At 45.8% G+C, this 24,566-nt stretch carries 20 protein-coding genes; 8 read left to right on the forward strand and 12 right to left on the reverse strand.

What is annotated here, in order from left to right; all coding sequences use genetic code 11:
- Nucleotide 1 precedes the first annotated feature (1 nt).
- Nucleotides 2-2,317, forward strand: coding sequence for a methyl-accepting chemotaxis protein (locus FJQ87_RS17260; protein WP_140933682.1), 2,316 nt, complete (start codon nucleotides 2-4; stop codon nucleotides 2,315-2,317).
- 134 nt (nucleotides 2,318-2,451) lie between these two features.
- On the opposite strand, the gene FJQ87_RS17265 is transcribed toward FJQ87_RS17260, so the two are convergent.
- The 5 genes from FJQ87_RS17265 to mpl all read right to left on the reverse strand — a co-directional run bounded on the left by FJQ87_RS17265 (nucleotide 2,452) and on the right by mpl (nucleotide 6,766).
- The gene (locus FJQ87_RS17265; protein WP_140933683.1) at nucleotides 2,452-3,222 is read right to left on the reverse strand and encodes an ABC transporter permease; all 771 of its coding nucleotides are present in this window, start codon (nucleotides 3,220-3,222) and stop codon (nucleotides 2,452-2,454) included.
- Complete coding sequence (locus tag FJQ87_RS17270; RefSeq protein WP_140933685.1) at nucleotides 3,219-4,154, reverse strand: ABC transporter ATP-binding protein; 936 nt, start codon at nucleotides 4,152-4,154, stop codon at nucleotides 3,219-3,221. The genes FJQ87_RS17265 and FJQ87_RS17270 overlap by 4 nt, the downstream gene beginning before the upstream one ends.
- Nucleotides 4,155-4,225: 71 nt before the next feature.
- Nucleotides 4,226-4,756: a hypoxanthine phosphoribosyltransferase gene (gene hpt / locus FJQ87_RS17275; RefSeq protein WP_140933686.1), complete on the reverse strand. Its 531-nt coding sequence runs from the start codon at nucleotides 4,754-4,756 to the stop codon at nucleotides 4,226-4,228.
- A 7-nt stretch (nucleotides 4,757-4,763) separates the two neighbouring features.
- Nucleotides 4,764-5,405, reverse strand: coding sequence for a flavin prenyltransferase UbiX (locus FJQ87_RS17280; RefSeq protein ID WP_140933687.1), 642 nt, complete (start codon nucleotides 5,403-5,405; stop codon nucleotides 4,764-4,766).
- Nucleotides 5,405-6,766: a UDP-N-acetylmuramate:L-alanyl-gamma-D-glutamyl-meso-diaminopimelate ligase gene (gene mpl, locus FJQ87_RS17285; RefSeq protein ID WP_140933688.1), complete on the reverse strand. Its 1,362-nt coding sequence runs from the start codon at nucleotides 6,764-6,766 to the stop codon at nucleotides 5,405-5,407. Before mpl ends, FJQ87_RS17280 begins: the two co-directional genes overlap by 1 nt.
- Nucleotides 6,767-7,157: 391 nt before the next feature.
- Between mpl and FJQ87_RS17290 the strand changes: the two genes are divergently transcribed.
- The 4 genes from FJQ87_RS17290 (at nucleotide 7,158) to FJQ87_RS17305 (ending at nucleotide 10,723) form a co-directional block, all read left to right on the forward strand.
- Nucleotides 7,158-8,489: a Na+/H+ antiporter NhaC family protein gene (locus tag FJQ87_RS17290; protein WP_140933690.1), complete on the forward strand. Its 1,332-nt coding sequence runs from the start codon at nucleotides 7,158-7,160 to the stop codon at nucleotides 8,487-8,489.
- A 70-nt stretch (nucleotides 8,490-8,559) separates the two neighbouring features.
- Nucleotides 8,560-9,246 carry a hypothetical protein gene (locus tag FJQ87_RS17295; protein ID WP_140933691.1) on the forward strand — a complete coding sequence of 229 codons (687 nt, stop codon included), beginning with the start codon at nucleotides 8,560-8,562 and terminating at the stop codon, nucleotides 9,244-9,246.
- Nucleotides 9,247-9,303: 57 nt separating this feature from the next.
- A complete protein-coding gene (locus tag FJQ87_RS17300) occupies nucleotides 9,304-9,981 on the forward strand; it encodes a hypothetical protein (protein ID WP_140933693.1) in 678 nt (225 codons plus the stop codon).
- Between the two features lie 22 nt (nucleotides 9,982-10,003).
- Nucleotides 10,004-10,723, forward strand: a complete 720-nt coding sequence (locus tag FJQ87_RS17305) for a pseudouridine synthase (protein WP_140933694.1) — start codon at nucleotides 10,004-10,006, stop codon at nucleotides 10,721-10,723.
- A 43-nt stretch (nucleotides 10,724-10,766) separates the two neighbouring features.
- Here the strand turns inward: FJQ87_RS17305 and FJQ87_RS17310 are convergent, their stop codons facing one another.
- Both FJQ87_RS17310 and FJQ87_RS17315 read right to left on the reverse strand, forming a co-directional pair.
- Nucleotides 10,767-12,923 (reverse strand): S46 family peptidase, encoded by a 2,157-nt coding sequence (locus tag FJQ87_RS17310; RefSeq protein WP_140933695.1) that lies wholly within the window; start codon nucleotides 12,921-12,923, stop codon nucleotides 10,767-10,769.
- Nucleotides 12,924-13,051: 128 nt separating this feature from the next.
- Nucleotides 13,052-14,236, reverse strand: a complete 1,185-nt coding sequence (locus tag FJQ87_RS17315; protein ID WP_140933696.1) for an aromatic amino acid transport family protein — start codon at nucleotides 14,234-14,236, stop codon at nucleotides 13,052-13,054.
- A 666-nt stretch (nucleotides 14,237-14,902) separates the two neighbouring features.
- Between FJQ87_RS17315 and FJQ87_RS17320 the strand changes: the two genes are divergently transcribed.
- Nucleotides 14,903-15,460 (forward strand): TMEM165/GDT1 family protein, encoded by a 558-nt coding sequence (locus FJQ87_RS17320; protein ID WP_140933697.1) that lies wholly within the window; start codon nucleotides 14,903-14,905, stop codon nucleotides 15,458-15,460.
- 125 nt (nucleotides 15,461-15,585) lie between these two features.
- On the opposite strand, the gene katB is transcribed toward FJQ87_RS17320, so the two are convergent.
- The 4 genes from katB to FJQ87_RS17340 all read right to left on the reverse strand — a co-directional run bounded on the left by katB (nucleotide 15,586) and on the right by FJQ87_RS17340 (nucleotide 20,032).
- Nucleotides 15,586-17,049: a catalase KatB gene (katB, locus tag FJQ87_RS17325; protein ID WP_140933698.1), complete on the reverse strand. Its 1,464-nt coding sequence runs from the start codon at nucleotides 17,047-17,049 to the stop codon at nucleotides 15,586-15,588.
- 245 nt (nucleotides 17,050-17,294) lie between these two features.
- The gene (locus FJQ87_RS17330; protein ID WP_140933699.1) at nucleotides 17,295-17,738 is read right to left on the reverse strand and encodes a PaaI family thioesterase; all 444 of its coding nucleotides are present in this window, start codon (nucleotides 17,736-17,738) and stop codon (nucleotides 17,295-17,297) included.
- A gap of 358 nt (nucleotides 17,739-18,096) precedes the next feature.
- Entirely contained in the window at nucleotides 18,097-18,804 is a 708-nt protein-coding gene (deoD, locus tag FJQ87_RS17335; protein ID WP_140933700.1) for a purine-nucleoside phosphorylase, read from the reverse strand.
- A gap of 1 nt (nucleotide 18,805) precedes the next feature.
- Nucleotides 18,806-20,032 (reverse strand): NupC/NupG family nucleoside CNT transporter, encoded by a 1,227-nt coding sequence (locus tag FJQ87_RS17340; protein WP_140933701.1) that lies wholly within the window; start codon nucleotides 20,030-20,032, stop codon nucleotides 18,806-18,808.
- 648 nt (nucleotides 20,033-20,680) lie between these two features.
- Here FJQ87_RS17340 and serA point away from each other — a divergent pair.
- On the forward strand, nucleotides 20,681-21,910 hold the full coding sequence (serA, locus tag FJQ87_RS17345; protein ID WP_140933702.1) for a phosphoglycerate dehydrogenase: 1,230 nt from the start codon (nucleotides 20,681-20,683) through the stop codon (nucleotides 21,908-21,910).
- 202 nt (nucleotides 21,911-22,112) lie between these two features.
- Here serA and FJQ87_RS17350 read toward each other — a convergent pair whose 3' ends face one another.
- Nucleotides 22,113-23,303, reverse strand: a complete 1,191-nt coding sequence (locus tag FJQ87_RS17350) for a class I SAM-dependent methyltransferase (RefSeq protein WP_140933703.1) — start codon at nucleotides 23,301-23,303, stop codon at nucleotides 22,113-22,115.
- A gap of 203 nt (nucleotides 23,304-23,506) precedes the next feature.
- On the opposite strand from FJQ87_RS17350, the gene ygfZ reads away from it, so the two are divergent.
- Nucleotides 23,507-24,463 carry a tRNA-modifying protein YgfZ gene (ygfZ, locus tag FJQ87_RS17355; RefSeq protein WP_140933704.1) on the forward strand — a complete coding sequence of 319 codons (957 nt, stop codon included), beginning with the start codon at nucleotides 23,507-23,509 and terminating at the stop codon, nucleotides 24,461-24,463.
- Nucleotides 24,464-24,566: the final 103 nt, after the last annotated feature.

A 24,566-nucleotide genomic window follows, 5' to 3' on the forward strand; every position in this document is an offset into this window, starting at 1 on the left:
TATGACAATCGCAAATCGAATCATTTTGGCTTGTATGTTGATGTGTAGCTTAGGTATTTTTGCTGCTGGCGGCATTATTAGTTGGCGCACTTATGTTCAGTCAGAAGATGCCATCACCAACCGCGCCAGTGAGCAACTGCTCTCCATCCGTGAAATCAAAAAAGAAGAAATCGAAGCTTACTTCGCAACTATTGCGAGCCAAGTGACGACTATGGCGTCATCACCCATGATCCAAGAAGCCATGAAGGGCTTTACCCAAAGTTTCGCCGACTTTGGTCAACAGGCCTATGGCAACTACGATAATCAAGTCTCAAGCCTAACTGCTTATTACAATAACGACTTTAGCCAGCAATATCGCAAGCTCAATCAGGATCATGACAGCAATGCCAGCGCTAAGCTCACGCAATTGTCAGACAATGCCAAGCTAGTTCAAACCGCTTATATCGCTAGTAACACTAACCCCTTAGGCGAAAAAAATAAGCTTAATGCGACCAATGACGATACTGACTACACTAAGTTCCACACTAAATATCATCCCAATATCAATGAGTTTTTACAGGCCTTTGGTTACTACGACGTCTTCTTAGTCGATCGTGAAGGTAATGTGGTCTACTCAGTGTTTAAAGAATTAGATTTTGCCACTAACTTAGTCTCAGGCCCCTATGCCGACTCCGGTTTAGGCAAGGTTTTTAAGCGAGCCTTAGCCGAGCCAGGCAAAGTGGTATTAGAAGATTTTGCTAAATACTACCCTTCCTATGAAAATGCTGCCTCATTTATCGCTACCGAAATCCACGATGCTTCCGGCGCCATTGGCGTGCTTATCTTCCAAATGCCAGTGGATTACATCAATGGCATCATGACCTTCCGCCAACACTGGAAAAATTCCGGCTTAGGTGACAGCGGTCAGGTCTACTTAGTCGGGGCTGATGGTTTATTGCGCAGCCAAAACCGCTTCTTACTGGAAAATAAAGACAGTTATTTACAGGCCATGCGTCAAAGTAATGCATCCGCAGATACTATCGCTAACCTGTCAGCTAAAAATACGGCTATCGGTATTCAAGCGGTAGATACGCCAAGCGCGCGCCGCGCCCTTAACGGTGAAAATGGCGTAGAAATCATCAAAGATTTTCGCAATAACAATGTTATTTCTGCGTTTGGCACTATGCATGTGCTCGGCCTTGAGTGGGCCATATTAAGTGAAATCGATGAAGCTGAAGCCGTTCAAGACTTACAACAATTAAAAACCTCTACCTACCAGACACTCGCCTTAGTGTGCTTGGTATTACTGCTAGTCGCCTTAGTCGTCGGCACCATCATTGGCCGTAGCATTGCGGGGCCGATAGTGGCAACTATCGATAAAATTAGTCTTATCAGCGCCAATAAAGATCTTTCCACTCGCTTAGATACCAATACTGGTGGTGAGCTAGGTAAATTAAGTCATGGCTTGAATCAGTTTTTCTCGGAAATTCAATCGTTACTTGGACAATCAGACAACACATCAAAAAACATCTTTAAGCACAGCTCGCTTATCGTTCAAGACATGAAAACTGCGCGTTCCACCACAGAGCAGCAATCAGCCATAGCGAGCACTGTTGTTCACTCCATAGATAAGCTGACTACATCGGTAGAAAGCGTGGCCATGTCTGCCGAGCAAGCGGCGACAGACGTAAATATTGCTAATAACAAGTGCAAGCAAACGGCTGTGGTGGCGCAAGACCTAGGCGATGAGATGGATAGCTTAACGAGTCGCATGAGTCAGGTGACGCTATCGATTAACAATCTCGAGCAAGAGAGTTTATCTATCGCCTCAGTGCTTGATGTCATTCAAAGCATTGCTGAGCAAACTAATTTACTCGCCTTAAACGCCGCCATTGAAGCCGCAAGAGCCGGTGAGCAAGGACGCGGCTTTGCTGTGGTTGCTGATGAAGTGCGTACCTTAGCTAGCCGCACTCAAAGCTCGACCGAAGAAATCCGCAAGAAAATTGAGCGCCTACAAAATGAAACGCAAAATGTAGTACAGCAAGTGGGTACAGTTAGCACTATGGCGGCTAAGGGTAAAACGGCTTGTGTCACCAATGGTGAAATGCTTAGTGATATTGTCAGCATGATAGAAAAGCTTAACGCCATGAATTTACAAATTGCTGGCTCGGCCAAGCAACAAGCACTGCAGACCAAGGAGATAGGCTTAAGTTGCCACAACATTTCGCTGTCGGCCAATGATATTGCTAATAAAACTAAGACCTCAGAGGGCTTGTCATCAGCCCTAGAAGTTGAAGCTAACTTATTGATGAAGCAGTTATCTAACTTTAGGTTTTAACTAGTTAATTTATCACGCCAAGTCACGCCGCAAGGTCACAACCTTTAAGCAGATAAACACAAGGGGAGCCAATGCTCCCCTTGTTTATTACTCTGTTTAGCCGATGTTAACCGCTAAATCTTTGGCGCTAGCACTTAGCTTCTAAGGCCAATGCCGCGAGACACTAGATAATAAGCCAGCCACCAAAACACCACGCAAAAGCTCACCATAATCGCCACAGATAAAGGCACGCTAATATCGGCAATGCCTAAAAAGCCATAACGAAATACGTTAATCATATAAACCACAGGGTTTAGCGTCGATACGCCGCGCCAAAACTCAGGCAGCAGTGATAAGGAATAAAATACGCCGCCAAGGTAAGTTAATGGCGTTAACACGAAGGTAGGTATGATACTGATGTCATCAAAACTCTTAGCAAAGACCGCATTAATGAGGCCGGCTAACGAAAACATAATCGAGGTGAGTAACACGGTCAGCACTACTAAACCCCAATGTTCTACGTGCAAGTCCACAAATAAACTCGCCACTAAGGTGACTATCAAGCCCACACATAGGCCGCGGGCAACACCGCCGCCAACATAACCCGCAATCATCACATAATGCGGCACAGGCGCCACCATAAGTTCTTCAAGGTTACGTTGAAATTTTGCGCTATAAAATGACGAGGCCACGTTGGAGTAAGAGTTAGTGATCACCGACATCATGATAAGACCCGGCGCAATAAACGACATATAAGATACGCCGCCCATTTCACCGATGCGACTGCCCACTAAATTACCAAAAATCAGGAAGTATAAGGTCATAGTAATCGCTGGCGGCACTAAGGTTTGCACCCAAATACGGGTAAAGCGATTAATCTCTTTTACCAAAATACTTTTAAATGCCACTAAATATAAGTGGTTCATGAGGCACTCTCCTGTTCGCCTTGCTGCACTAAACGGACAAATAACTCTTCGAGACGATTGGACTTATTACGCATGGAGGCAATGGATATGCTCTGCTCTGTTAAGGCGTGAAATAATTGATTAAGACTGTGATGCTTTTCAATATCCACTTCGACAGTATGCTTATCAACTAAGCGGCACTCCATACCATCAAGCACAGGCGCGCTTTCAAGCCCTTGTGGACAATCTAAAATAAAGGTTTCTTTGGTGAGCTGGCTTAATAGCTTCTTCATGCTAGTGCATTCAACTAAGCGACCTTTGTCGATAATGCCTATGTGGCGACACAGCATTTCAGCTTCTTCAAGATAATGAGTCGTCAAGATAATAGTGACGCCTTGCTGATTAAGGTTGCGTAGAAAGTCCCACATAGAGCGGCGCAGCTCAATATCAACCCCAGCCGTAGGCTCATCGAGGATTAATAACTTAGGCTCATGCATTAAGGCGCGGGCAATCATTAAACGGCGTTTCATACCGCCCGATAATTCCCGTGACTGACTATCGCGTTTTTCCCATAAATCGAGCTGACTTAAATAAGTCTTAGCGCGCTCCATGGCGATAGAACGCGGCACACCATAATAACCGGCTTGATTGACAACCACTTGCAGTACAGTTTCAAACTGGTTGAAATTGAACTCTTGCGGAACTAAACCGATGCATAACTTGGCTTGCTCTAACTCAGTATCTAAGTCATGGCCAAAAACTTTAACCGCGCCAGCACTCTTTTGAACCAATGAGCTAATAATGCCTATGGTGGTCGACTTGCCAGCACCATTAGGACCTAATAATGCAAAAAAGTCGCCTTGTGGCACGCTTAAGCTAATGCCTTTGACGGCATGCACACCCGTTTTATAGGTTTTTTGTAATCCGGTTATTTCAAGCGCGGCCTGAGTCATGAAGTTATCCTAACAAAAGTCAAAATGAAGCCTAGATAAAAAAACTCCCGCAGCAGCGGGAGTCTTTAGGTTTATTCCAGTGGAATAACCTTAGCGATATAAGGTAGATTTCGGTATTGCTCAGCGTAATCGATACCATAACCAACAATAAACTCATCAGGAATGGTAAAGCCAACGAAATCAACAGGCACATTGACTTCGCGGCGCTCAGGCTTATCTAACAAGGTGCATAAGGCTAGGCTCTTAGGCTCGCGCAGTAACAGTATTTCGCGGATCTTGTTAAGGGTGTTACCTGAGTCGATTAAGTCTTCAACGATTAATACATCACGACCTTGAATGTCTGACTGTATGTCTTTGAGGATTTTTACATCACGAGAGCTGGTCATGGCTGAACCATAACTAGAAACCGCCATAAAATCGAGTTCAACGTGTCCCTGAATACGACGGCATAAATCTGCCATAAACACAGCTGAGCCTTTCAGTAAGCCCACCATTAATAAACGCTCACTGTTGACGTAATGGGCGTTGATTTTCTCGGCCAACTCGTCCAGCTTAATATTAATCTCTGCGGTTGAGATCATCTCTTCAATGGTGTGTTTCATATCATTCTCAATTGTCGGTGTCAGCCTTAACGCCTGAGTCATAGCCCCAGCGTTGGCTTAATACATGGTCAACGCCTAAATGATCTAAAATTCGGGCGACCACGAAGTTTACCAGATCTTGAATTGATTTGGGATCATGATAAAAGCCTGGCGACGCTGGCATGATCACAGCGCCCATTTGGGTAAGCTTAAGCATGTGCTCTAAGTGGATGCTATTAAACGGCATTTCCCGCGGCACTAAGATTAATTGACCGCGCTCTTTAAGCATGACATCGGCGGCTCTTTCTAATAAATTGTTACTCATACCAGTGGCAATCGCGGCTAATGAGCCAGTAGAGCACGGACACACCACCATTTGCTTAGGGGCGGCGCTGCCGGATGCGGGCGGCGAGAACCATTGATCTTTGCCAAGCACCACCAGATCGCCGCTTTGACAACCTAAGCGCGCTAAGATTTGCGCCTTAGCTTGCTCAGGATTAGCGCTCAGTTTAAGCCCTTCTTCGGTCGCAAGAACTACGCGCGCAGCCGATGAAATCATCAAAAACACCCGATAATCCGCATCCAGCAAACACTTTAATAAAGTTAAGCCATAAGGGGCGCCCGAGGCGCCAGTCCAGCCAAGGCTAATGCTTTTTACATGGCGTTCCATTAAGCCTTCCCTGCCAATTTAGCTAAGATTTTGCCATGTATGCCTTCAAAGCCGCCGTTACTCATGACTAAAATATGCTTAGATGGGGCGCTGCAGGCGCGTTCCACAATTTCATCCACCTGAGTTAATACTTCAGCATCGATATTGGCAGCCTTCATCGCGGCGAGAATATCCCATTGCACGGCATCTGATTGATAGCAATAAACTTTGTCAGCTAACACCAGTGAGCCAGCTAAGGTATCTTTATGAACACCGCTTTTCATAGTGTTAGAGCGCGCTTCTAAAATCACGCTAATAGACTCAGAACCCACTTTGGCGCGCAGCGCCGCTAAGGTGGTTGCGATAGCGGTAGGATGATGAGCAAAGTCATCATACACAGTCACACCATTAACCTCGCCTAACTGCTCAAGGCGACGCTTTGGTGGGACAAATTGCGCTAAGGATTCAATGGCAATAGCAGGAGCAACCCCAACGTGGCGCGCAGCCGCAATCGCCATCAGGCCGTTTTCCATATTATGGCGACCAATTAAGCTCCAATTAACAACCCCTTGAAGCTCGCCATCAAGATACACGGCAAACTCATGGCCATCATCACACAAGGCTTCTAAATACCAGCCAGCATTGGCCTTATCTAGATTTAAGGTTTCTTGCTCGCTCCAGCAGCCCTGTGCAATCACGTCACGCACGGCATTATTCGCGCTTGGCCAAATGACCTTGCCTTGGGAAGGAATGGTGCGAATAACATGATTAAATTGGCGCTGAATGGCCGCTAAATCGGCAAAGATATCGGCGTGATCAAACTCTAAGTTATTAATAACAAAGGTTCTTGGGTGATAATGCACAAACTTAGAGCGTTTATCGAAAAAGGCGCTGTCATATTCATCGGCTTCCACCACAAAAAAGTCGGTAGCGCCTAATCGGGCTGAAACCCCGAAATTTTGCGGCACGCCGCCAATTAAAAAACCAGGTTGATAACCCGCAGCTTCCAGCACCCACGCCAGCATACTAGCTGTTGAGGTTTTACCATGGGTGCCAGCCACGGCTAATACCCACTTGTTTGGCAAAATATAATCGGCAAAGAATTGGGGGCCAGAAGTATAGGTTAAGCCTTTATTGAGCACGGCTTCCACGCAAGGATTGCCTCGGCTCATGGCATTGCCTATCACCACTAAATCTGGCGCCGTATCGAGCTGCGCTGGATCAAAGCCCTGAATAAGAGTGATCCCTTGTTCTTCCAGCTGAGTGCTCATAGGAGGATAAACATTGGCATCACTACCAGTCACTTGATGACCCATAGCCCTTGCTAGCAAGGCAATACCGCCCATGAAAGTGCCACAAATACCGAGAATATGAATATGCATATCGTGCTCATTAGATTGACTTAACAACTATTGTACGCAGCATCTATGCCGACACAAACAGCAAATTTACCCAAGACCATATAAATGCCAACTGGCGCGGTGTTTTTTAAAGGACATGTTCGTGGATTTGGCTAGCTTAATAGCAAGGGGGCCACCATAAAAATCAGCATTAACAATTTATAAGCTCAAAAAGCCTTACGGATTTATCCGATTTAGCTCACAAAAGCATCGCGGCAGTAAAAACATCTAGACGGCTAAATTGACAGAGGCCGTTCATTCACTTATTCTTGCCTTAATTAAGGTCAGAATGTGTTTTGATCTTCCGAATTTGCCATCACTGCTGTCCAAGGATGTTCGTGTGTTAGGCCTACAACAATAAGAGAGAAGACCATTGAGCAATCCTGTTATCGCTAAACCTAAATCGGGCTCGATTATTGCCCTGTTACCATTAACCGTATTTTTAGCGCTATTTATCGGCGCTGGTTTATATTTCCAAGCCCAAGGCGTGGATTTTGCCTTTTACCAACTGCCAAGCGTAGTCGCGATTTTACCGGCCATTATCATTGCCGTGTTGTTATCTAAGCAGCGCTTAAATCAAACCATTGAGACCTTTATTGCCGGCATAGGCCACAGCAACATTATTGCTATGTGTTTGATTTACTTATTAGCAGGTGCATTTGCATCCGTTGCCAAAGCCACCGGCGGCGTAGATGCTACCGTGGCTTTGGGATTATCATTAATTCCATCACAACTGCTGTTACCTGGCTTTTTTGTGATTGCGGCCTTCATTGCTACCGCCATGGGCACCTCAATGGGCACCATCGCAGCCGTAGCGCCGATTGCTTTAGGCGTAGCGACACAAGCTGGCATCAGCTTGCCATTAATGGCGGGCGCGGTCATGTCAGGCGCTTTATTTGGTGACAACTTATCGATTATTTCTGATACCACAATTGCAGCCACTCGTACTCAAGGCTGTGAAATGAAAGATAAATTCCGTGAGAATTTAATCTTCGCCTTGCCAGCATCACTCATCACCTTAGTGGTATTTACTCTCTTAGGTCAGGGCCATGTTGAACTAGCAAGCCAACCTATCGATTTTGTTAAAGTTATTCCGTATTTAACTATTCTGATTTTGGCTGTGGCAGGGCTTAACGTATTTGTGGTGCTGACTATTGGTATTTTACTGGCAGGCGGCACTGGGCTGATTAGCGGTCAATATGACGTGATTACCTTCGGTAAAGATATCTATGCTGGCTTTACCAACATGCAGGAAATTTTCATCCTATCTATGCTGGTTGGCGGTTTAGCGGCATTAATGCAGCAGCAAGGCGGCCTGACATTTGTGAGTGCTCAAATTGAAAAGCTGATTGCTCGCTTTTCTAAAGCCCAAGGCGAAGCTTCATGCCGCGCCGCTGAGCTTGGTATGGCCGCGATAGTTGCAGCCACTAACGCTTGTGTGGCTAACAACACAGTTTCTATCGTAGTCACAGGTGATATAGCTAAAGACTTGGCCGAAAAACACGGGGTATCACCAAAGCGCGCTGCCAGTGTATTAGATATTTTCGCCTGTATTATTCAAGGTTTACTGCCTTATGGCGCTCAAGCCTTGTTATTGGCGTCTATCTTTGCCATCAGTCCGCTGGCCGTAGTCACTTACTCTTGGTACGGCATGATCTTAGCGGTAGTAGCGATTGCGATTGTTATCCTCCGTAAGCGCCACTAATCACGCAAGAGAAAAGACAGTAAGCCGCGGCTTGCTATACTCAGTGAATACTTGATGAAGGAATAACTCAGTGCAGCCGCCGCCTTTTGAACTCGATAGCTTTGACCCATACCGACTAGTGTTCCATATGACACTGGTTAGCGTGTTCATCTCAAGCATAGGTATGTCGATCACTACCTTATTGATGTTCCAAAAATTAAGTTTCAGCTTGTTTACTGTCAATATCGATATCTTGGGTGATTACTTGCAATCACCCTTAGCTATTATCTACAACATCAGCCTGTTACTCACAGGCTGTTGTTTTATTTTAGCTATGATAAGCCTGATTTTTTTAAGACTGCACGCCTTATGCCAAGCTATCGCTTATGTGGGTATTCTCGCGGGCGTTAGCATCATGCTATTAGGGCTATTTCCGGTCAATGACACTTTCCCCCACCAAATGGCCATGCTGATTTTTCATATTGCCACAGGGATATTTTTTGGCTTGCTATTAATTTCCCGCAGGTTAGATCCTAACTGGTGTCATCCCTTTTTATCCATCACCAGCCTTATCGGTTTACTGTGCGTGTTAGCTCTGTCTTTTCATTTTGATCTAAATAAGCTCAGCTTCATTCAAATGGACCAACCTTACTTGTGGGTATCTATGGGTAGCCTAACCTGGATCCACGCTATGATGACCATATTCACTGGCCTTGGTTTAGCCTTAGCTGTCCACAGATTGATGCTGGAAAGGTATAATGTGAATATTAAATTGTGACACACTTCGACTGATATTGTTAATGTCCCGCCGCCTCCTTAGCCTGTAGTAATCATTTTGCCTGACCACCATCAAGACTATCAATTTTGCGACCTGCACCATTTAATTATTTTGCTAATCTTTGCCAGCGCCATAGTGGCTTGTATTGGCATAGGTGTCGTGCTGCTAGAGCAGTATTTCACGATAGGGTTCAATGCCTTCCACTTTAGACCCGAGCAACTGGGTAACTATGGCACTTTTAAGTTAGCCTTCATTTTTAACGGCTCGTTAATTATTGCCAGCACCAGCATGTTTATTGCCATGATAGGACTAATGTCATTGCCTATCGGCGGCCTCACTAAACTAGTCGCTTGGATTGGTATTTATTCATCGATTTGTTTATTTATGCTGGGCGTGCTGCCCCTGAATGTCGGCCATTGGCACTTTGTAGCTCACTACAATGCCGTAATTGCCACCACGCTACTGGGTTGCACTAGCTTATTGGCGGGGATAATGTATCGCGCCTATTTCAGTAAGTTTTTAATGCTATGTAGCTTTTTATTATTATTTTTTAGCATCAGCCATATTAGCCACTTAGATATCAGTGACCCTCAATTATTATCACCCCATGTGCGCCATGATGAGTTCTGCCTCGACCCAGTGTTCGCTTGGTGCTTAGTCATCACCCATCTATTGTGGGATATCGCCTTAGCGCTTAAAGTGCGCAAACTAGTGCAGCAACACTTTAGCCAGTAACCCCTTTTATGAGAAAGCCATCATGCGATTAAGCCAATATATAGCCCTGTGCGGCGAGCATTCGCGCCGCCAAGCCTGCCGCTTAATCGAGGCTGGACGGGTGAGCCTTAATGGCAAGAGTGCCTGCCATACTGATATCGTTGAATATTGCCATGGCGATGATGTGTTTTTGCAGGTCGAGATTGATGGTAGCCCGATTTGCCCCATAGCCAATTACAGCTATTGGATTTATCACAAGCCTGTGGGCATTGATTGCCGCTTACTGCCCCATGACCCCAGCAGCATCATTCATCAACTGGATTTACCGACGCGCGTTTATCCCGCAGGGCGCTTAGATAAGGATTCTCGCGGCTTATTGCTACTGACTAATGATGGCCACTTAACTCAGCACTTACTTCACCCTGACTTTGGTCATTACAAAGATTATCTAGTGACTGTGACGCCTGCTATCAATCAGGCGTTTATTGATGCTATGGCGCGCGGAGTTAGCTATCAAGAAGTCACCACCTTGCCGTGCGAGTGCGCGAAACTTAGTGCTAACCAATTTAGCATTCGCCTCACTCAAGGGCTCAATCGCCAGATCCGGCGTATGTGTCAGGCCCTTGGTTTTAAAGTGATAGATTTACAGCGAATAGGCATGATGACCCTAAGTTTGGATAGGTTAGATGAAAATAATAAGCGGCCCCTAGAGGCCGCTGAAATCAAGGCGCTTTATCACGCCTGTGGGCTCAAGCTTACTTAGCTGTCCCCCTTACTTAACTATCGGCCTTACTTAACTATTGGCCTTACTTAACTATCACCATTTCATTGAGTAAGTTGTCAGCATTATCTACATATTGCATCACCCATAACATGTAACGGCTATCGACCTGAATCGAGCGGTTAATGTCATTATTGTAACCCCAGTCGCCTATGATGCTTTCATAAACGCCATCAAACAGCAGCCCCACTAATTCAGCGCGGCCATTTAAGGTCGGCGAGCCCGAATTACCACCCGTGGTATCTAAGGTCGATAAGAAGTTAACCGGCACAGAATCAATGGCAGCCATATAGTAATCACCATATTGCTTGTCATTAATCAGCTGTAACTGCTTAGCGGGTGCATCAAATGGCTCAGCGCCAGTATCTTTTTGCGTAATACCTTCTAAGCGGGTAAAAGGCAGTGCCTGCAAACCATCTTTTGGCAGATAGCCTTTAACGTGGCCGACAGTGACTCTAAGGCTTGAGTTAGCATCAGCATACACAGGCTTACCTTGCTCACGGTTATAGGCAATGATGGCGTCCATGTATTGCGGCCGCACCTTCATTAAATTGCCGGCTAATTCTTTCGCCTTAGCTTCTTCTGCCATGTCAGATGCATACAAGGCCACAGCTAAGCGGATAAAACTGTCATTGGACGCTGTAAAGTCATTAACCGATTTATCTAACCACGCCAACCGCGTTGCTTGATCATTAAGCTCAGTACGGGCATAGAGCTTATCGACGATTTTTGCGAGCTGCTTAGGAGTCGTGCTTTGATTGATTTTGAAGGCTTTATCAAAGGCAGGGAGTCGCTGATCGGCTGATAACAACTGATAACGGCTCAGCACTTCGAGCATCAAGGCTTTATCCACACTCGCGGCATAGCGGCGATCAATTCGCTCCATGCCAGACTTAATGCTAACCATATCGCGCTGCTGATACCCAGGCTCACGCTCCGTATCGGTCAGCAGCTTTTCATTCGCGAGACGATATAACTTGCGCGCGGTAGGCAGCATAGTGCTTGAGTTCAAATAACTCATGAGCAAGTCGCGGTCTTGATTGTCTTGGCTTTGCTCAACTAAACGCTCAAGCTCATTTAAGGTATCGCCATATTGCAAGCTGCGTTCTGGTGATTGCTTAATCCATTGTGCCAATGCCGCTTCTTGAGCTTGGCGCTCGGCGAGCATGTTAGATTTGCCGTAAAACTCTATCATAGAGCCAAAGTTTTTCGCGTAATTGGCAAGACCTGCCAAAGTACTTTCGTACTTGATTCGCTCATCACTGCCCTCAGGCGCGGTGGACTTGATGATATCGATAAAGGTTTCGCGCAGCTCTTTACCACGGGGATAAGCCCAAATAAATTGGTTTTCTACTTCTTGCGCGGTGCGATAACGGTTAGTGCGGCCAGGATAACCTGCAACCATCACAAAATCGCCGTCACTCACGCCTTTGGCCGAGACTTTAAGGAAGCTTTTAGGCTCATAAGGCACGTTATCTTGGCTAAAGTCAGCAGGCTTACCGTCTTTGCCCACATAAGCGCGATAAAACGAGAAATCGCCAGTGTGGCGCGGCCACATCCAGTTATCGATATCGCCGCCATATTTACCGACACTGCCGGCTGGATTATAAGTTAAGCGCACATCACGAATTTCTAACTGCTTAACTAGGTAATACTCTAAGCCATTGTGAAAGCTATAAACCTGACAACGATAACCGCCGCCTTGCTCGCAATTAGCGACTAACTGCTTTTCTTTCGTTTCAACACCCTTGTAATACTCATTGCCTTGCTTAGCGGCAACATCAGCCAAAACCTCTTGAGTCACATTGCTAATGTCTTCAGTGACATAAATACGTGAGCCAGGAGTTGCTGGTAATTCCTCAGCATAGGTTTTGGCCAGAAAACCGTCTTTCAGCAAGTTTTTTTCTGGGGTCGAATTATATTGAATGGCGCCATGGGCACAGTGATGATTAGTGACCACTAAGCCTTTAGGGGACACAAAGGATGCGGTGCACCCCCCTAAACTAATCACAGCATTCATAGGATATTCGGTGAGTTTGGCTATGTTGTTAACATCAATTTCTAAACCTTTCGCCTTAAGCTCATCAGCCATTGCCGGCAATTGATGTGGCTGCCACATACCCTCATCAGCTAAGGCCGGTAAACTAGTTGCGACCACAGCTGTTAGTAACCATTTTTTCATTAGTAATTTCCATCTAGACCTATTATTAGCTTTCCCTAACGCTGCCAAATTAAAGACAAAAAAAAGCCGGGTTTCTACCCGACTTTATCATATCAAAACCTAGTGGTTACACTGTTTTGCAAATCTCGTTACAAAGCAACCCACAATTGCGCAGCGATAATAACGACACCGGCAATCCCAGCTAAGCCTAAGGCTAACTTGCCACCGGCCACTTGATAGCCAGAAGTCTGCTGCTGACGCTGCTTAAGCGCCATCATAATTGGCAAGAAAATAATCATAAATACCAATGGAATAGCCGCAAAACCTAGCACAGCCACAAAGCCTTCTGGAATATAGAGCGCGCAGGCTAACGGCGGCACAAAGGTCAGTAACCAAGTTAAGCTGCGACCTTTAATGCTGTTATCAGCTCGAATTAGCTCAGCCACAAAATCATACAGGCTTAAGGTCACACCAAGGAAAGAAGTAATCAAGGCGAGATCGGCAAAGAATGATATGGCTTTGCTCACCATAGGGCTTGCCACAATTTGCTGCAAAGCCGTAACTAACTGCGCTAATGAACCTGAAAATGAATCTATGTGAGTGGCGCCAACTGTGCCTAAGGTCACCAGTAACCATAAGATATAACACAGCAATGGTATGGTTGAGCCGATTAATAAGACTCGCTTTAGGCTCTTGGCATCCCCGTCTAAATAGCGCACTAAAGTAGCGATACACACATGAAAACCAAAGGAGGTGAAAATCACAGGAATGGCTATCATCCAGCTATTAGTGAATGAACCCGCTACCGTTTGCGATAAAGATACTGAGTTCACTTCAGGCAGCAAGGCCAGCACCACTAAGATGAGCAAGGCTATCATGAGTGAAAATAACACCCGTGAGACTTTATCAACCCAAGACACACCTAAGGCAGCAAAACCACCCAAAGCCAAGGTAAAAATAATCACAGCTAATTGGTTATCAAGCTGCATATCAAATATATTTTGCGCTTTTAATACCAATAACGATGAGCCGCCAGTTAAATAGGCCGCGGTTAATGCAAATAATAAACTTAAGAAAGAAGCCCCTTGAATAAGTTGGCCTTTTTTACCGAGGATTTTACCAGTAATGGCATGAACGTTATCACCTACGCCTGAGCGTAAGTTAATTTCTAACATAAGTAAGGCGGTATAAGCCGATACGCCCCATACCAGCAGTAATAACACCATGGCAGGTAGGATACCCAGAGCGGCGGTCGCTAAGGGTAATGCCAACATGCCAGCACCAATGGCAGTGCCTGCCACTATGGCGATTGAGCCTAATATCTTTGAATTCAAAGTTTACGTCCTGTTTTATCTATTATTTATTTTGAGAAAGGACATCAGAACTGCACAAAAGCGTATTGATATTAATATCGCTGTGGAAGCACTTATCCCCAATCGTATACCACTAAATACAATATTTAGTGAGACAATTGGCCCCTATAGCTAAGTGGATCCTAGAGAGATCTATCTCAGCCACAGGGGCTGACTAAATCGCTTAACGCATTCTTTCAACATTGACATATCACATATATTTTTTTGAAGACTATCGCGACCATAGCAAAGCTATTTCATCGGCACAAGTCCAATGACTTACCCTATTGTTAGGTTTTAACCCATCTCAAGCGTTTTTCGCCCGCAAATGCTCAAAAATTACAGTCAGGCATTGGCAAGGTGAATAATTACAATCTTTGATTGGCAAAGCGCCATGGCTTGATTACAATGCTCGCCGCTTCGGGGGAGTAGCTAACCTAGACAGACAATTCCAATGGATAACGTCAGTGTAGGGATGGATATCAACACAATTGGCCACATGCCATGGTATTCATAGCAAGCATACATAGCCTTATGTATCCGCGCCCAGCAAGACCTGAGCACAAGATCCGCACTATTGGGGTGGCGGGATCATTGTGCTTTTGTTTTCTTGCCTCATTGTGAGCGCCCCCCCGAGAAAGATGATTTATGGACGCCCTACTTACCTCAACATTCGCTGTTGCTATCGCCGAAATTGGCGATAAAACTCAATTACTAGCCTTATTGCTAGCTGCGCGCTTTCGCAATAAAACTGCCATTATTGCCGGTATTTTATTTGCCACCATACTCAACCATGCCGCCGCTGCCAGTCTTGGCCATTGGGCCATGGGCTTCATATCCGAGCAGATGGCGCACTACCTATTAGCCGCCTCTTTCTTTGCCATTGCCTTATGGGTATTAGTGCCAGATAAAATGGATGATGAGCAAACCGGCTTTTACCGCTATGGCGCCTTTATTGCCACCTTCGTGTTATTTTTCCTGGCAGAAATGGGCGATAAAACTCAAGTGGCGACTGTCGTACTGGCTGGCCGTTTTGATGATTTAGCTATGGTGATCTTAGGGACGACCATCGGCATGCTGCTTGCCAATGTACCTGTGGTGATGATGGGCGATTATAGCGCGGAAAAACTGCCATTAACCTTGATTAGACGCACCTGCGCCATCCTCTTTACCTTAATTGGCATAGTGACCTTATTGTGGCGCTAAGGCCAATTAAGCGAGCTTTAACTGCAACCTAAAAAACAATGCCAGCATAAGCTGGCATTGGATTTAGCTATTAAGTTAGCGCTTTAGTTCGCTAGTTTTCCTTGGCTAATTTTACTTAGCTAGATTTACTTAGCTAAGCCTTGCTTAACGCGCAGGCCATAATCGCTATCCGCGTGAGTAAAATGCTCAACCATACGCTGCTGCACCGCTAAGCTAGTCTGGCTTAAGGTAGAGCAAATGTTACTCACCAAGCGCTGCTTTTCATCTTCACTAAAGATGCGGTACAAGTTACCGGCTTGGCTATAGTCATCTTGCTCGTAACGGCTGTAACGCGCCGCTTCTCCTTCTAAGCGTAATGATGGCTCGCTCAAGCTTGGCGCTTCCATTAACGTATCTTGAGTGTTCGGGCCATAGTTAGCGCTGCTATCACCGCCAGTTTGATGGCTATGATATGGGCACTGACTGCCTGCCATAGCACCAGCGCGCTGGTAATGATTGCTGCTTGTTGCATGTGGGCAGTTAACCGCTAATTGATTGTAGTTAGCCCCGATGCGATAACGCTGAGCATCTGCATAAGCAAACAAACGCGCTTGCAGCATTTTATCTGGTGAGGCACCCACACCTGGCACTAAGTTACTTGGCGCCATTGCCGCTTGCTCAACTTCAGCAAAATAGTTTTGGGGCAGACGGTTAAGTTCCAATACACCAATTTCCATCAGCGGATAATCTTGATGTGGCCACACTTTGGTCAAATCAAACGGATTGATACGGTAATGGTTAGCATCCGCTTCTGGCATGATTTGCACGTTCACCGACCAGCGTGGGAACTGCTTATCCATGATAGCAACCACCATATCGCGCTGGCTTGAGTCTGGATCTATGCCTTTTAAAATATCCGCTTGCTCAGCCGTTAAGTTAGCTATGCCTTGCTGACTCTTGAAATGGAACTTCACCCAAAAACGCTCGCCCTTGGCATTCCATAACGAGAAAGTATGGGAGCCATAGCCGTGCATTTGCCGATAGTTAGCTGGAATGCCGCGATCTGACATTAAGATGGTGACTTGATGCATAGCTTCTGGATTCAGCGCCCAGAAATCCCACATCGCCTGTGGATCTTTTAAATTAGTGTGCGGATTACGCTTTTGGGTATGAATAAAGTCTGGAAACTTAATGCCATCGCGTAAAAAGAAGGTCGGGGTATTATTACCCACAATGTCGTGATTTCCGCGCTCAGTGTAAAAGCGCACCGCAAAGCCGCGCGGATCGCGCTCAGCATCGGCAGAACCCATTTCGCCGCCAACGGTAGAAAAGCGCACGAAAGTTTCGGTTTGCTTACCGACACCATTGAAATGGTCGGCAATCGTATAGTCACTTAAGTCTTTGGTTAAGGTAAACACCCCATACACACCGGTTCCTTTGGCATGCACTATTCGTTCAGGAATACGTTCACGGTTGAAATGCGCGAGCTTCTCAATTAAGTGCCAATCTTGCAGTAATAACGGGCCACGTTCACCGGCAGACAGCGAGTTTTGATCGTCGCTAATCGGTGCACCATTTTGAGAAGTAAGATATTGAGGTTGCTTGTCCATTTAACACTCCAATGCATCATTTATGATGCTAAAAATTTGAATTCCCTAAGCCAAATTATTGGCTTCAATCTGATTGCAATTAGAATAGCGAGTTATCGATTTTATATAAAACGATTAAAACAAATGAAAGCAATCGCAATTACAGATTGAAAGACCAATCTAGAGAATAAGTTCAAATTTTTGTTAATACTTTGATATGTATCAAGTTAGAGTGGTAAATGACAATTATTTACAAGAACGCTTAGTTATTGCGCACGTTTAACCACGGCAGCTGTCATGCGCGTAATACAAGTTAATTCACCGGCCGCATTAGTAATGCGCACTTCCCAGACTGAGGTGCGTTTGCCCAAATGAATCGGCTTAGCCGTTGCAGTTAACAGGCCTTTGCGCGCCGCTTTAATGTGATTGGCATTAATTTCCTGACCCACACAAAAATAGCGAGTGAAATCCACCGCAAAATTAGCAGCATAACTGGCCACAGTTTCGGCCAATACCACATTGGCGCCGCCGTGAACTATCCCCAAAGGATTATGCACAGCTGGGGTCGCTTCCATAGTGGCTGTCATGTAATCATCACCAATCTCAGTGATACGAATGCCCATGGTTTGCATCAAGGTTCCTTTACCATTGATACCCATATCTAATTGTTCACATTGTTCTATGGTGACAGGTTGAAACCAGATACTCATATTTGCATCCTAGAGCATGAAAAAGAAAACAGTGTAATGGGTTTAGCTAAGAGGATGCTAGCGCTTTTACACGAATTGAGACCTTGCAGCGCACTGATTACTCGAAAAAATAGTAAATATTAGTGTCAATACTGCAGCGATTAGGCCTGCAATCGCCAGCAACTGACGCTATCGAAAGAGGGTTTTAGGGGGACATAGTTAAGGCAGTGGCGGCAATGTTGAATCAAATTATGAATGTGAGATCAATTAATCAAACACAATTAGCCAAAACAGCAGCAAAAAATAGCAGGGGTGGTGTCAACGCCCCTTTTTTATTGGGATGGGTACGCTGACACCTGTAGGGTAAACCTTCACTTTTTTATAAGGTATGAATCGCCGCTAAGGTCAGCTTAATCATTCCATTGAGAGTATGCTGACGCTCTTCTGCCGTTAAGTGCTGGCCTAAACGAATATGGTCAGTGACAGTCATCATGGCCAACGCTTTAGCACCGTATTCAGCAGCAACGGCATATAAACCTGCTGCTTCCATTTCGACGCCCAGAATGCCGTATTTTTCCATTAAATCATAACGATTATCATCGCTTGAATAGAATAAATCCGATGAATACAAGTTACCTACACGGTAATTCACGCCTTGCTGCTCAGCGGCATCGACTGCGCGGCGCAGCAAACCAAAGTCAGCAATCATAGCAAAGTCAGTGTTAGCAAAACGGCTGCGGTTCACCTGCGAATCAGTGCTCGCGCCCATAGCCATCACTACGTCCATCAGCTTGATATCTTCGCTAATGGCGCCACAAGAACCGATACGGATAATATTTTCAACACCGTATTCAGTGATTAACTCTTTGGCATAAATCGAGATAGAAGGAATGCCCATACCAGAACCCATCACAGACACTGGCTTACCTTGATACTCACCGGTATAACCTAACATGTTGCGCACATCAGTCACTAAACGGGCATTGTCTAAGAAGTTCTCAGCAATGTATTTAGCGCGCAGTGGGTCGCCTGGCATCAACAGTGTCTTAGCAAAATCACCCTTCTGGGCATTAATATGTGGTGTCATGTTACGCTCCTAAACTAAACAATAAGCCAGCAATGGTGCCGCTCATTAAGTTGGCCATTGCGGCTGCAATTAAAGCCTTGATACCCATAGCGCTGAGATCTTTACGACGCTCAGGGGCCAGCGCCGCTAACCCTCCAATCACCATGGCAAGCGAGCCTAAGTTGGCAAAGCCACACAAGGCAAAGCTGATAATAATTTGGGTTTTTTCAGAAAGTTGCTCTTTGATGGCTAAGAAGTCCATGTAGGCCACAAACTCGTTAATAATCATCTTTTGACCAATGAAAGAGGCAGCTAAAGAAGCTTCACTCCAAGGCACACCCATCACCCAAGCGAGCGGTGCTAACACGAGTCCGAGCAGGTATTGCATGGTTAAGTTTTCAATGCCAAACCAAGCGCCAGCGCCACCAATCAGGCCATTGACTAACGAGATTAAGCCCACGAATGCGAGCAATAACGCGGCAACTGACAGCACTTGTTGCAGACCCATGGCGGCGCCATTGGCAGCAGCGTCTAATACGTTGGCAGGCTTGTCTTCTTGATCGTCGATGATTTTGTTGATGTCGTTCTCAACGGTGCCAGTTTCAGGCCACATTAATTTGGCAAACAACAAACCGGCTGGCGCCGTCATAAAGGCGGCGGTGAGTATGTATTTAACATCAACGCCCATCTGGATATAACCTATCATAGTGCCGCCAGACACTGAGGCTAGACCGCCGGTCATTACTGCAAATAATTCAGAACGCGTCATGCGCTTGATGAAAGGGCGCACCATAGATGGCGCTTCAATAGGACCCACGAGGATATTGGCAGTGGCTGATAAGGATTCAGCGCGGCTGGTGCCAAGAATGCGCGATAAGGCGCCGCCCACAACACCAATCACCAATTGCATTATGCCAAGATAATACAAGGTCGCGATTAATGAGCTGATGAATACCACCACACACAGCACGTTAATCACAAAGATAAAGCCCAAGCTATAATTTGCTAAATCACCAAATAAGAAGCTTAAGCCTTGATTGCCGTAGCCAATAACCTGCATCACCCCCGATGACACGTTATCAAGCATAACTTGCCCCGCTGGCACATAAAGCACGAAGGCGCCGAAGGTCACTTGAAATATCAAGGCTCCAATCACAGTGCGTAATTTAATGGCGCGGCGGTTTTCCGACAACATCACCGCTAAGCCAATTAAGCACATCATGCCAACCAAACTGATGAAAACTTCCATACAAATTACACCTCATGTCTTCGCAATGGCAGCAGTGTAACCAGTGAAATAATAAGGACAAGAGGCAAAGATCACTTAGTTTAAATGAATATTTGAATATCCAACATTAACCACTGGTTTATCAATTTTTTGTTGTTAACTGCTAGGCACAGAACAACAAGCCAACAACAAATGCAAAGTTTCACCCAAATAAACACAACATATCCGCGCAAAAATACAGCGCAGCAAATATTGCGAATCATTGGGCCTTGCGCCAGATTTTGCCCCACTTTCTGAAATTTAATTACGAAAAAGAAATAAAAAACCCAAGAAGTATCGCCATCATTAGTCGCAAAACCACGGGACAGTTTCGCTATGTTTAGTTGCTACTGCTTGTAAACGTGCGCCAGCCACTAGCACTTAGCCTGTGATAGCCAGTGTGGCTAGATTGCTGCCGCCAATTGTTCGCCATAAAAAACTATCACTTCAGCCATCTAGACCTCTACAACTCAAGATAAAGGTGATAAGTTAATTTTTGATTGTCATCACCACCAATGGCGCAACAAGGTGATACAGGTAACAGTGCCATTGATTTACACGCGTTAAGCTGATATTTCTCCCATTATTGGCTCTTGGCAAAGACATAAAACACTCAATTGAAGGTGCCCTATGGCGAAACACTCGCTTAATAAAGATAAAATAAAAATTCTGTTACTTGAGGGCCTGCACCCTTCATCCATGGAAGTGTTAAAGAGAGCGGGCTACAGCAATATTGTTAGCCACAAAGGCTCATTAACTGGCGATGAGCTCATTGCCGCCATTAGTGATGCTCACTTTATCGGCATACGTTCTCGCACCCATTTGAGCGCTGAAGTCTTGCAGCATGCCAGCAAATTAATTGCCATTGGCTGCTTTTGTATTGGTACTAACCAAGTGGATATCAAGGCCGCAGAAAAGCTTGGCATTCCAGTGTTTAACGCGCCCTTTTCTAATACACGCAGCGTAGCGGAACTTGTGCTAGGTGAAATCATTATGCTGCTTCGCGGCATTCCTGAACGCAATGCTTTGGCGCATCAAGGCGGTTGGCTTAAGAGCGCCGCTGGCAGCTTTGAGGCGCGTGGCAAAACCTTAGGCGTCATAGGTTATGGCCATATTGGCACTCAGCTTGGCATATTGGCTGAAACCTTAGGTATGCGGGTTACTTTTTATGATATTGAAGATAAATTGCCGCTCGGTAATGCCCAGCAAATCCATAGCCTGACGCAATTATTAGCCAACGCTGACGTGGTTAGTTTGCACGTGCCTGAAACCGATGCAACGCGCAACATGATAGGCGCAGAGCAATTAGCGTCAATGCGCCAAGGCAGTATTTTGATCAATGCCTCGCGCGGCACAGTGGTAGATATTGATGCCTTAACCGTGGCGCTAAAGGAGCGCAAGCTTAGCGGCGCCGCCATTGACGTATTCCCCGTCGAGCCAACCTCCAATGACGAGGCCTTTGTATCGCCGCTGCAAGGTTTACACAATGTCATTTTAACCCCGCATGTGGGCGGCAGCACCGCCGAAGCGCAGGAAAACATTGGCATTGAAGTCGCGGGCAAACTCGCTAAATACTCAGACAATGGCTCAACCGTATCTGCGGTTAACTTCCCAGAAGTGTCATTGCCGCAGCACACAGGTACTTCGCGTTTACTGCATATTCACAGCAATCGCCCAGGGGTATTAATTCAAATCAACCAAGCCTTTGCGGTAAAAGGCATCAACATTGCTGCCCAGTACCTGCAAACCACCGCCGACATAGGTTATGTAGTGATGGAAGTTGATACTAGCGATGCTGAAGAAGCTTTAGCGCAACTGCAAGTGATTGACGGCACCATTCGCACCCGACTGTTACACTAAACCTGAGTTGATAGCCTGAGTTGATAGTCTAATCTTGATGGCCTGCTGTAGCGCATGAATTAATGGCTCCCAGATACAAAAAACCCCAGAGTCAGTGATGCTGGATCTGGGGTTTTTTATTGCAAGACAGAAGGTTAAACCAGCTAGTCTGGCGATTACTTAGCGACTAGTGCTCGGGCGATTAATACGCGTACGCGGGCGATTAACACACGCGCGCGACTAAGCCCTTAAGATAAAAGCCTTCAGGGAAGCCGCCAGCAATCGGGTGATCCGATGCCTGACTTAAACGCTCGATAAACTGAATATCACGCTTAGCATCAAGCGCCGCGTCTGCGACTACTTTTTGGAATAAGTCAGCCGGCATTAATCCTGAGCACGAGAAGGTCAGTAATATGCCGTTAGGGTTCAGTAACTGCATAGCAATCATGTTGATATCTTTGTAACCGCGACAAGCACCGTTAAGCTGCGCCTTGTTATCCGCAAACTTAGGTGGGTCGAGCACTATCACATCAAAGGTTTTACCTTGGTCGCGATATTCACGCAGCAACTTAAACACGTCGGCTTCGTTGTAATTGACATGAGCGTCATCAATGGCGTTAATCGCCATGTTTTCGCGGGCAGTGGCTAATGCTAACGCTGATACATCAACGTTCTCAATGCTACTGGCGCCAGCTTTAGCGGCATATAAACCAAAGGTGCCGGTATAGCAAAAACAGTTAAGTACTGACTTACCTTTGACAAAACGGCCAGCGATGGCGCGGTTATCACGTTGATCTAAATAAAAACCTGTCTTATGGCCTTTAATCACATCCACAGCTATCTTGATGCCGTTTTCTTCAATAATCACAGGCATAGCTGGCAATTCACCGTGCAATAAGCCAGTGACCAATGGCAAGCCTTCTTTCTTGCGCGACTCTACGTCTGAGCGCTCGTAAATGGCGCAATCAGGATAAAGCTCAGCCAAGACAGACACTAAGGTATCACGCCAAAAATCAGCGCCAGCGCTTAATAACTGACACACCAGCACATTGGCGTACTTATCTATGGTAATGCCAGGTAAGCCATCAGATTCTGCTGCCACTAAGCGATAACCCGTTAAGCCTTGCTCAGCAATCACATGCTCGCGGCCCGCTTGGGCGCGAATGATGCGGCGCATAAAGAAGTCTCTATCTATTTGCTCTTCTTTATCAAAAGTCCAAACCCGCACTTGAATTTGTGAGGCTTCTGACCACGCCCCTCTGGCCAACCATTTGCCATCATGGGCAACCACATCAACGGTATCGCCATTGACTGGCTTACCTTTGATATTGTGAATACCACTGGCAAACACCCAAGGATGATGACGTTCTAGGGATTTCTCCCTTTTTGGGTGAAGCTTAATACGAATGGCCATAGTTAATCCTAATCATTACCCTGCGCAGAAATTAGCTTCCGCGCTCAAATTGGCCAATATTCTACTAGGTTAGAGGGATAAAATCAGATTAATCCTAAACAGTGAGCAATTCGCCTTAATCATCAGCAGCTTGTTATGTCGCTTGAGCTGTAAACCCCTTAAGCATACAATCGCTGTCATTCATATATTTGTAGGAACTTGCCATGAAAACCGTCGCTGATTGTTGGCCATTAGCCATATCCCAACCCAACCTAGCCATTTGTCAGCTGACTCACTTTGGTGTGTTACAGCTTAAGGGCGAGCAGGCACGGATTTTTTTAAATGGCCAAGTCACTGCAGATATTACCCGTTTAGACGCTGATACTTGGCGCTTTGGCGCGCACTGCGATCCTAAAGGCAAGATGATCGCAAGCTTTCGGGTGTTTGGCCGCGATGATTACCTGCAGCTATTAATGCCAAAAGATACCTTAGCCATTGATTTACCGCAGATGCAAAAGTACGCAGTATTTAGCAAGGTTGAGCTCAGTGATGTATCTGAGCAGTGGCAGATTTTAGGTGTCACTGGCCGCGATAGTGACGCCTTTATTACCAAGCATTTTGGTGAATTGCCGCACTCAGTCAATTATTTAGCCGATGGCAGCACTCTGCTTAAATGCGATTACGGTTACTTGTTAATGCTCACTAAAGAGCAAAGCGAGCGTATTACTCATGAGCAAAGCATTCAAGACTCAAGCCTATGGCAAGCCTTAGAAATTAGCGCAGGCATAGCTAACATTGGCGCTAATCATAGCGCGCAATTTGTGCCGCAAATGGCCAACATCCAAGCCATTGACGGTATTAGCTTTACTAAAGGCTGTTACATGGGGCAAGAAACCATAGCGCGCATGAAATATCGCGGTGGTAATAAGCGCGCCCTCTATGTAGTGACTGGTCAGTTAGCGCAAGCGCCAACAAGCGATGCCGAACTGGAAATGGACATGGGTGAAAGCTGGCGCAAAGTGGGTAGCATCATAGAATCAAGCTTCATTGATGGTCATTTCTGGTGCAGTGCGGTTCTGCCGAATGATACTTCAATGGATAGCTTGCTGCGCCTATCGACCCAAACCGATGTGCGTTTATCCTTGCAAGCTCTGCCTTACTCATTAGAAGAAAGCGTATAAGTAAGCGCGCATGATTTGAAATATAAAAGTTTAAAATGAAAAAAGTTAGGGGCGCTAAAATAGCGCCCCTAATTAATTAACATGTGTCAATCAAGGCTGCCTT

The organism is Shewanella sp. SNU WT4, from assembly GCF_006494715.1.
Lineage (GTDB): Bacteria > Pseudomonadota > Gammaproteobacteria > Enterobacterales > Shewanellaceae > Shewanella.

Coding starts and splice junctions, on each gene's coding strand:
- FJQ87_RS17260 (WP_140933682.1), top strand. CDS start 2: ATGACAATCGCAAATCGAATCATTTTGGCTTGTATGTTGATGTGTAGC.
- FJQ87_RS17265 (WP_140933683.1), bottom strand. CDS start 3,222: ATGAACCACTTATATTTAGTGGCATTTAAAAGTATTTTGGTAAAAGAG.
- FJQ87_RS17270 (WP_140933685.1), bottom strand. CDS start 4,154: ATGACTCAGGCCGCGCTTGAAATAACCGGATTACAAAAAACCTATAAA.
- hpt (WP_140933686.1), bottom strand. CDS start 4,756: ATGAAACACACCATTGAAGAGATGATCTCAACCGCAGAGATTAATATT.
- FJQ87_RS17280 (WP_140933687.1), bottom strand. CDS start 5,405: ATGGAACGCCATGTAAAAAGCATTAGCCTTGGCTGGACTGGCGCCTCG.
- mpl (WP_140933688.1), bottom strand. CDS start 6,766: ATGCATATTCATATTCTCGGTATTTGTGGCACTTTCATGGGCGGTATT.
- FJQ87_RS17305 (WP_140933694.1), top strand. CDS start 10,004: ATGCGATTAAGCCAATATATAGCCCTGTGCGGCGAGCATTCGCGCCGC.
- FJQ87_RS17310 (WP_140933695.1), bottom strand. CDS start 12,923: ATGAAAAAATGGTTACTAACAGCTGTGGTCGCAACTAGTTTACCGGCC.
- FJQ87_RS17320 (WP_140933697.1), top strand. CDS start 14,903: ATGGACGCCCTACTTACCTCAACATTCGCTGTTGCTATCGCCGAAATT.
- katB (WP_140933698.1), bottom strand. CDS start 17,049: ATGGACAAGCAACCTCAATATCTTACTTCTCAAAATGGTGCACCGATT.
- FJQ87_RS17330 (WP_140933699.1), bottom strand. CDS start 17,738: ATGAGTATCTGGTTTCAACCTGTCACCATAGAACAATGTGAACAATTA.
- deoD (WP_140933700.1), bottom strand. CDS start 18,804: ATGACACCACATATTAATGCCCAGAAGGGTGATTTTGCTAAGACACTG.
- FJQ87_RS17340 (WP_140933701.1), bottom strand. CDS start 20,032: ATGGAAGTTTTCATCAGTTTGGTTGGCATGATGTGCTTAATTGGCTTA.
- serA (WP_140933702.1), top strand. CDS start 20,681: ATGGCGAAACACTCGCTTAATAAAGATAAAATAAAAATTCTGTTACTT.
- FJQ87_RS17350 (WP_140933703.1), bottom strand. CDS start 23,303: ATGGCCATTCGTATTAAGCTTCACCCAAAAAGGGAGAAATCCCTAGAA.
- ygfZ (WP_140933704.1), top strand. CDS start 23,507: ATGAAAACCGTCGCTGATTGTTGGCCATTAGCCATATCCCAACCCAAC.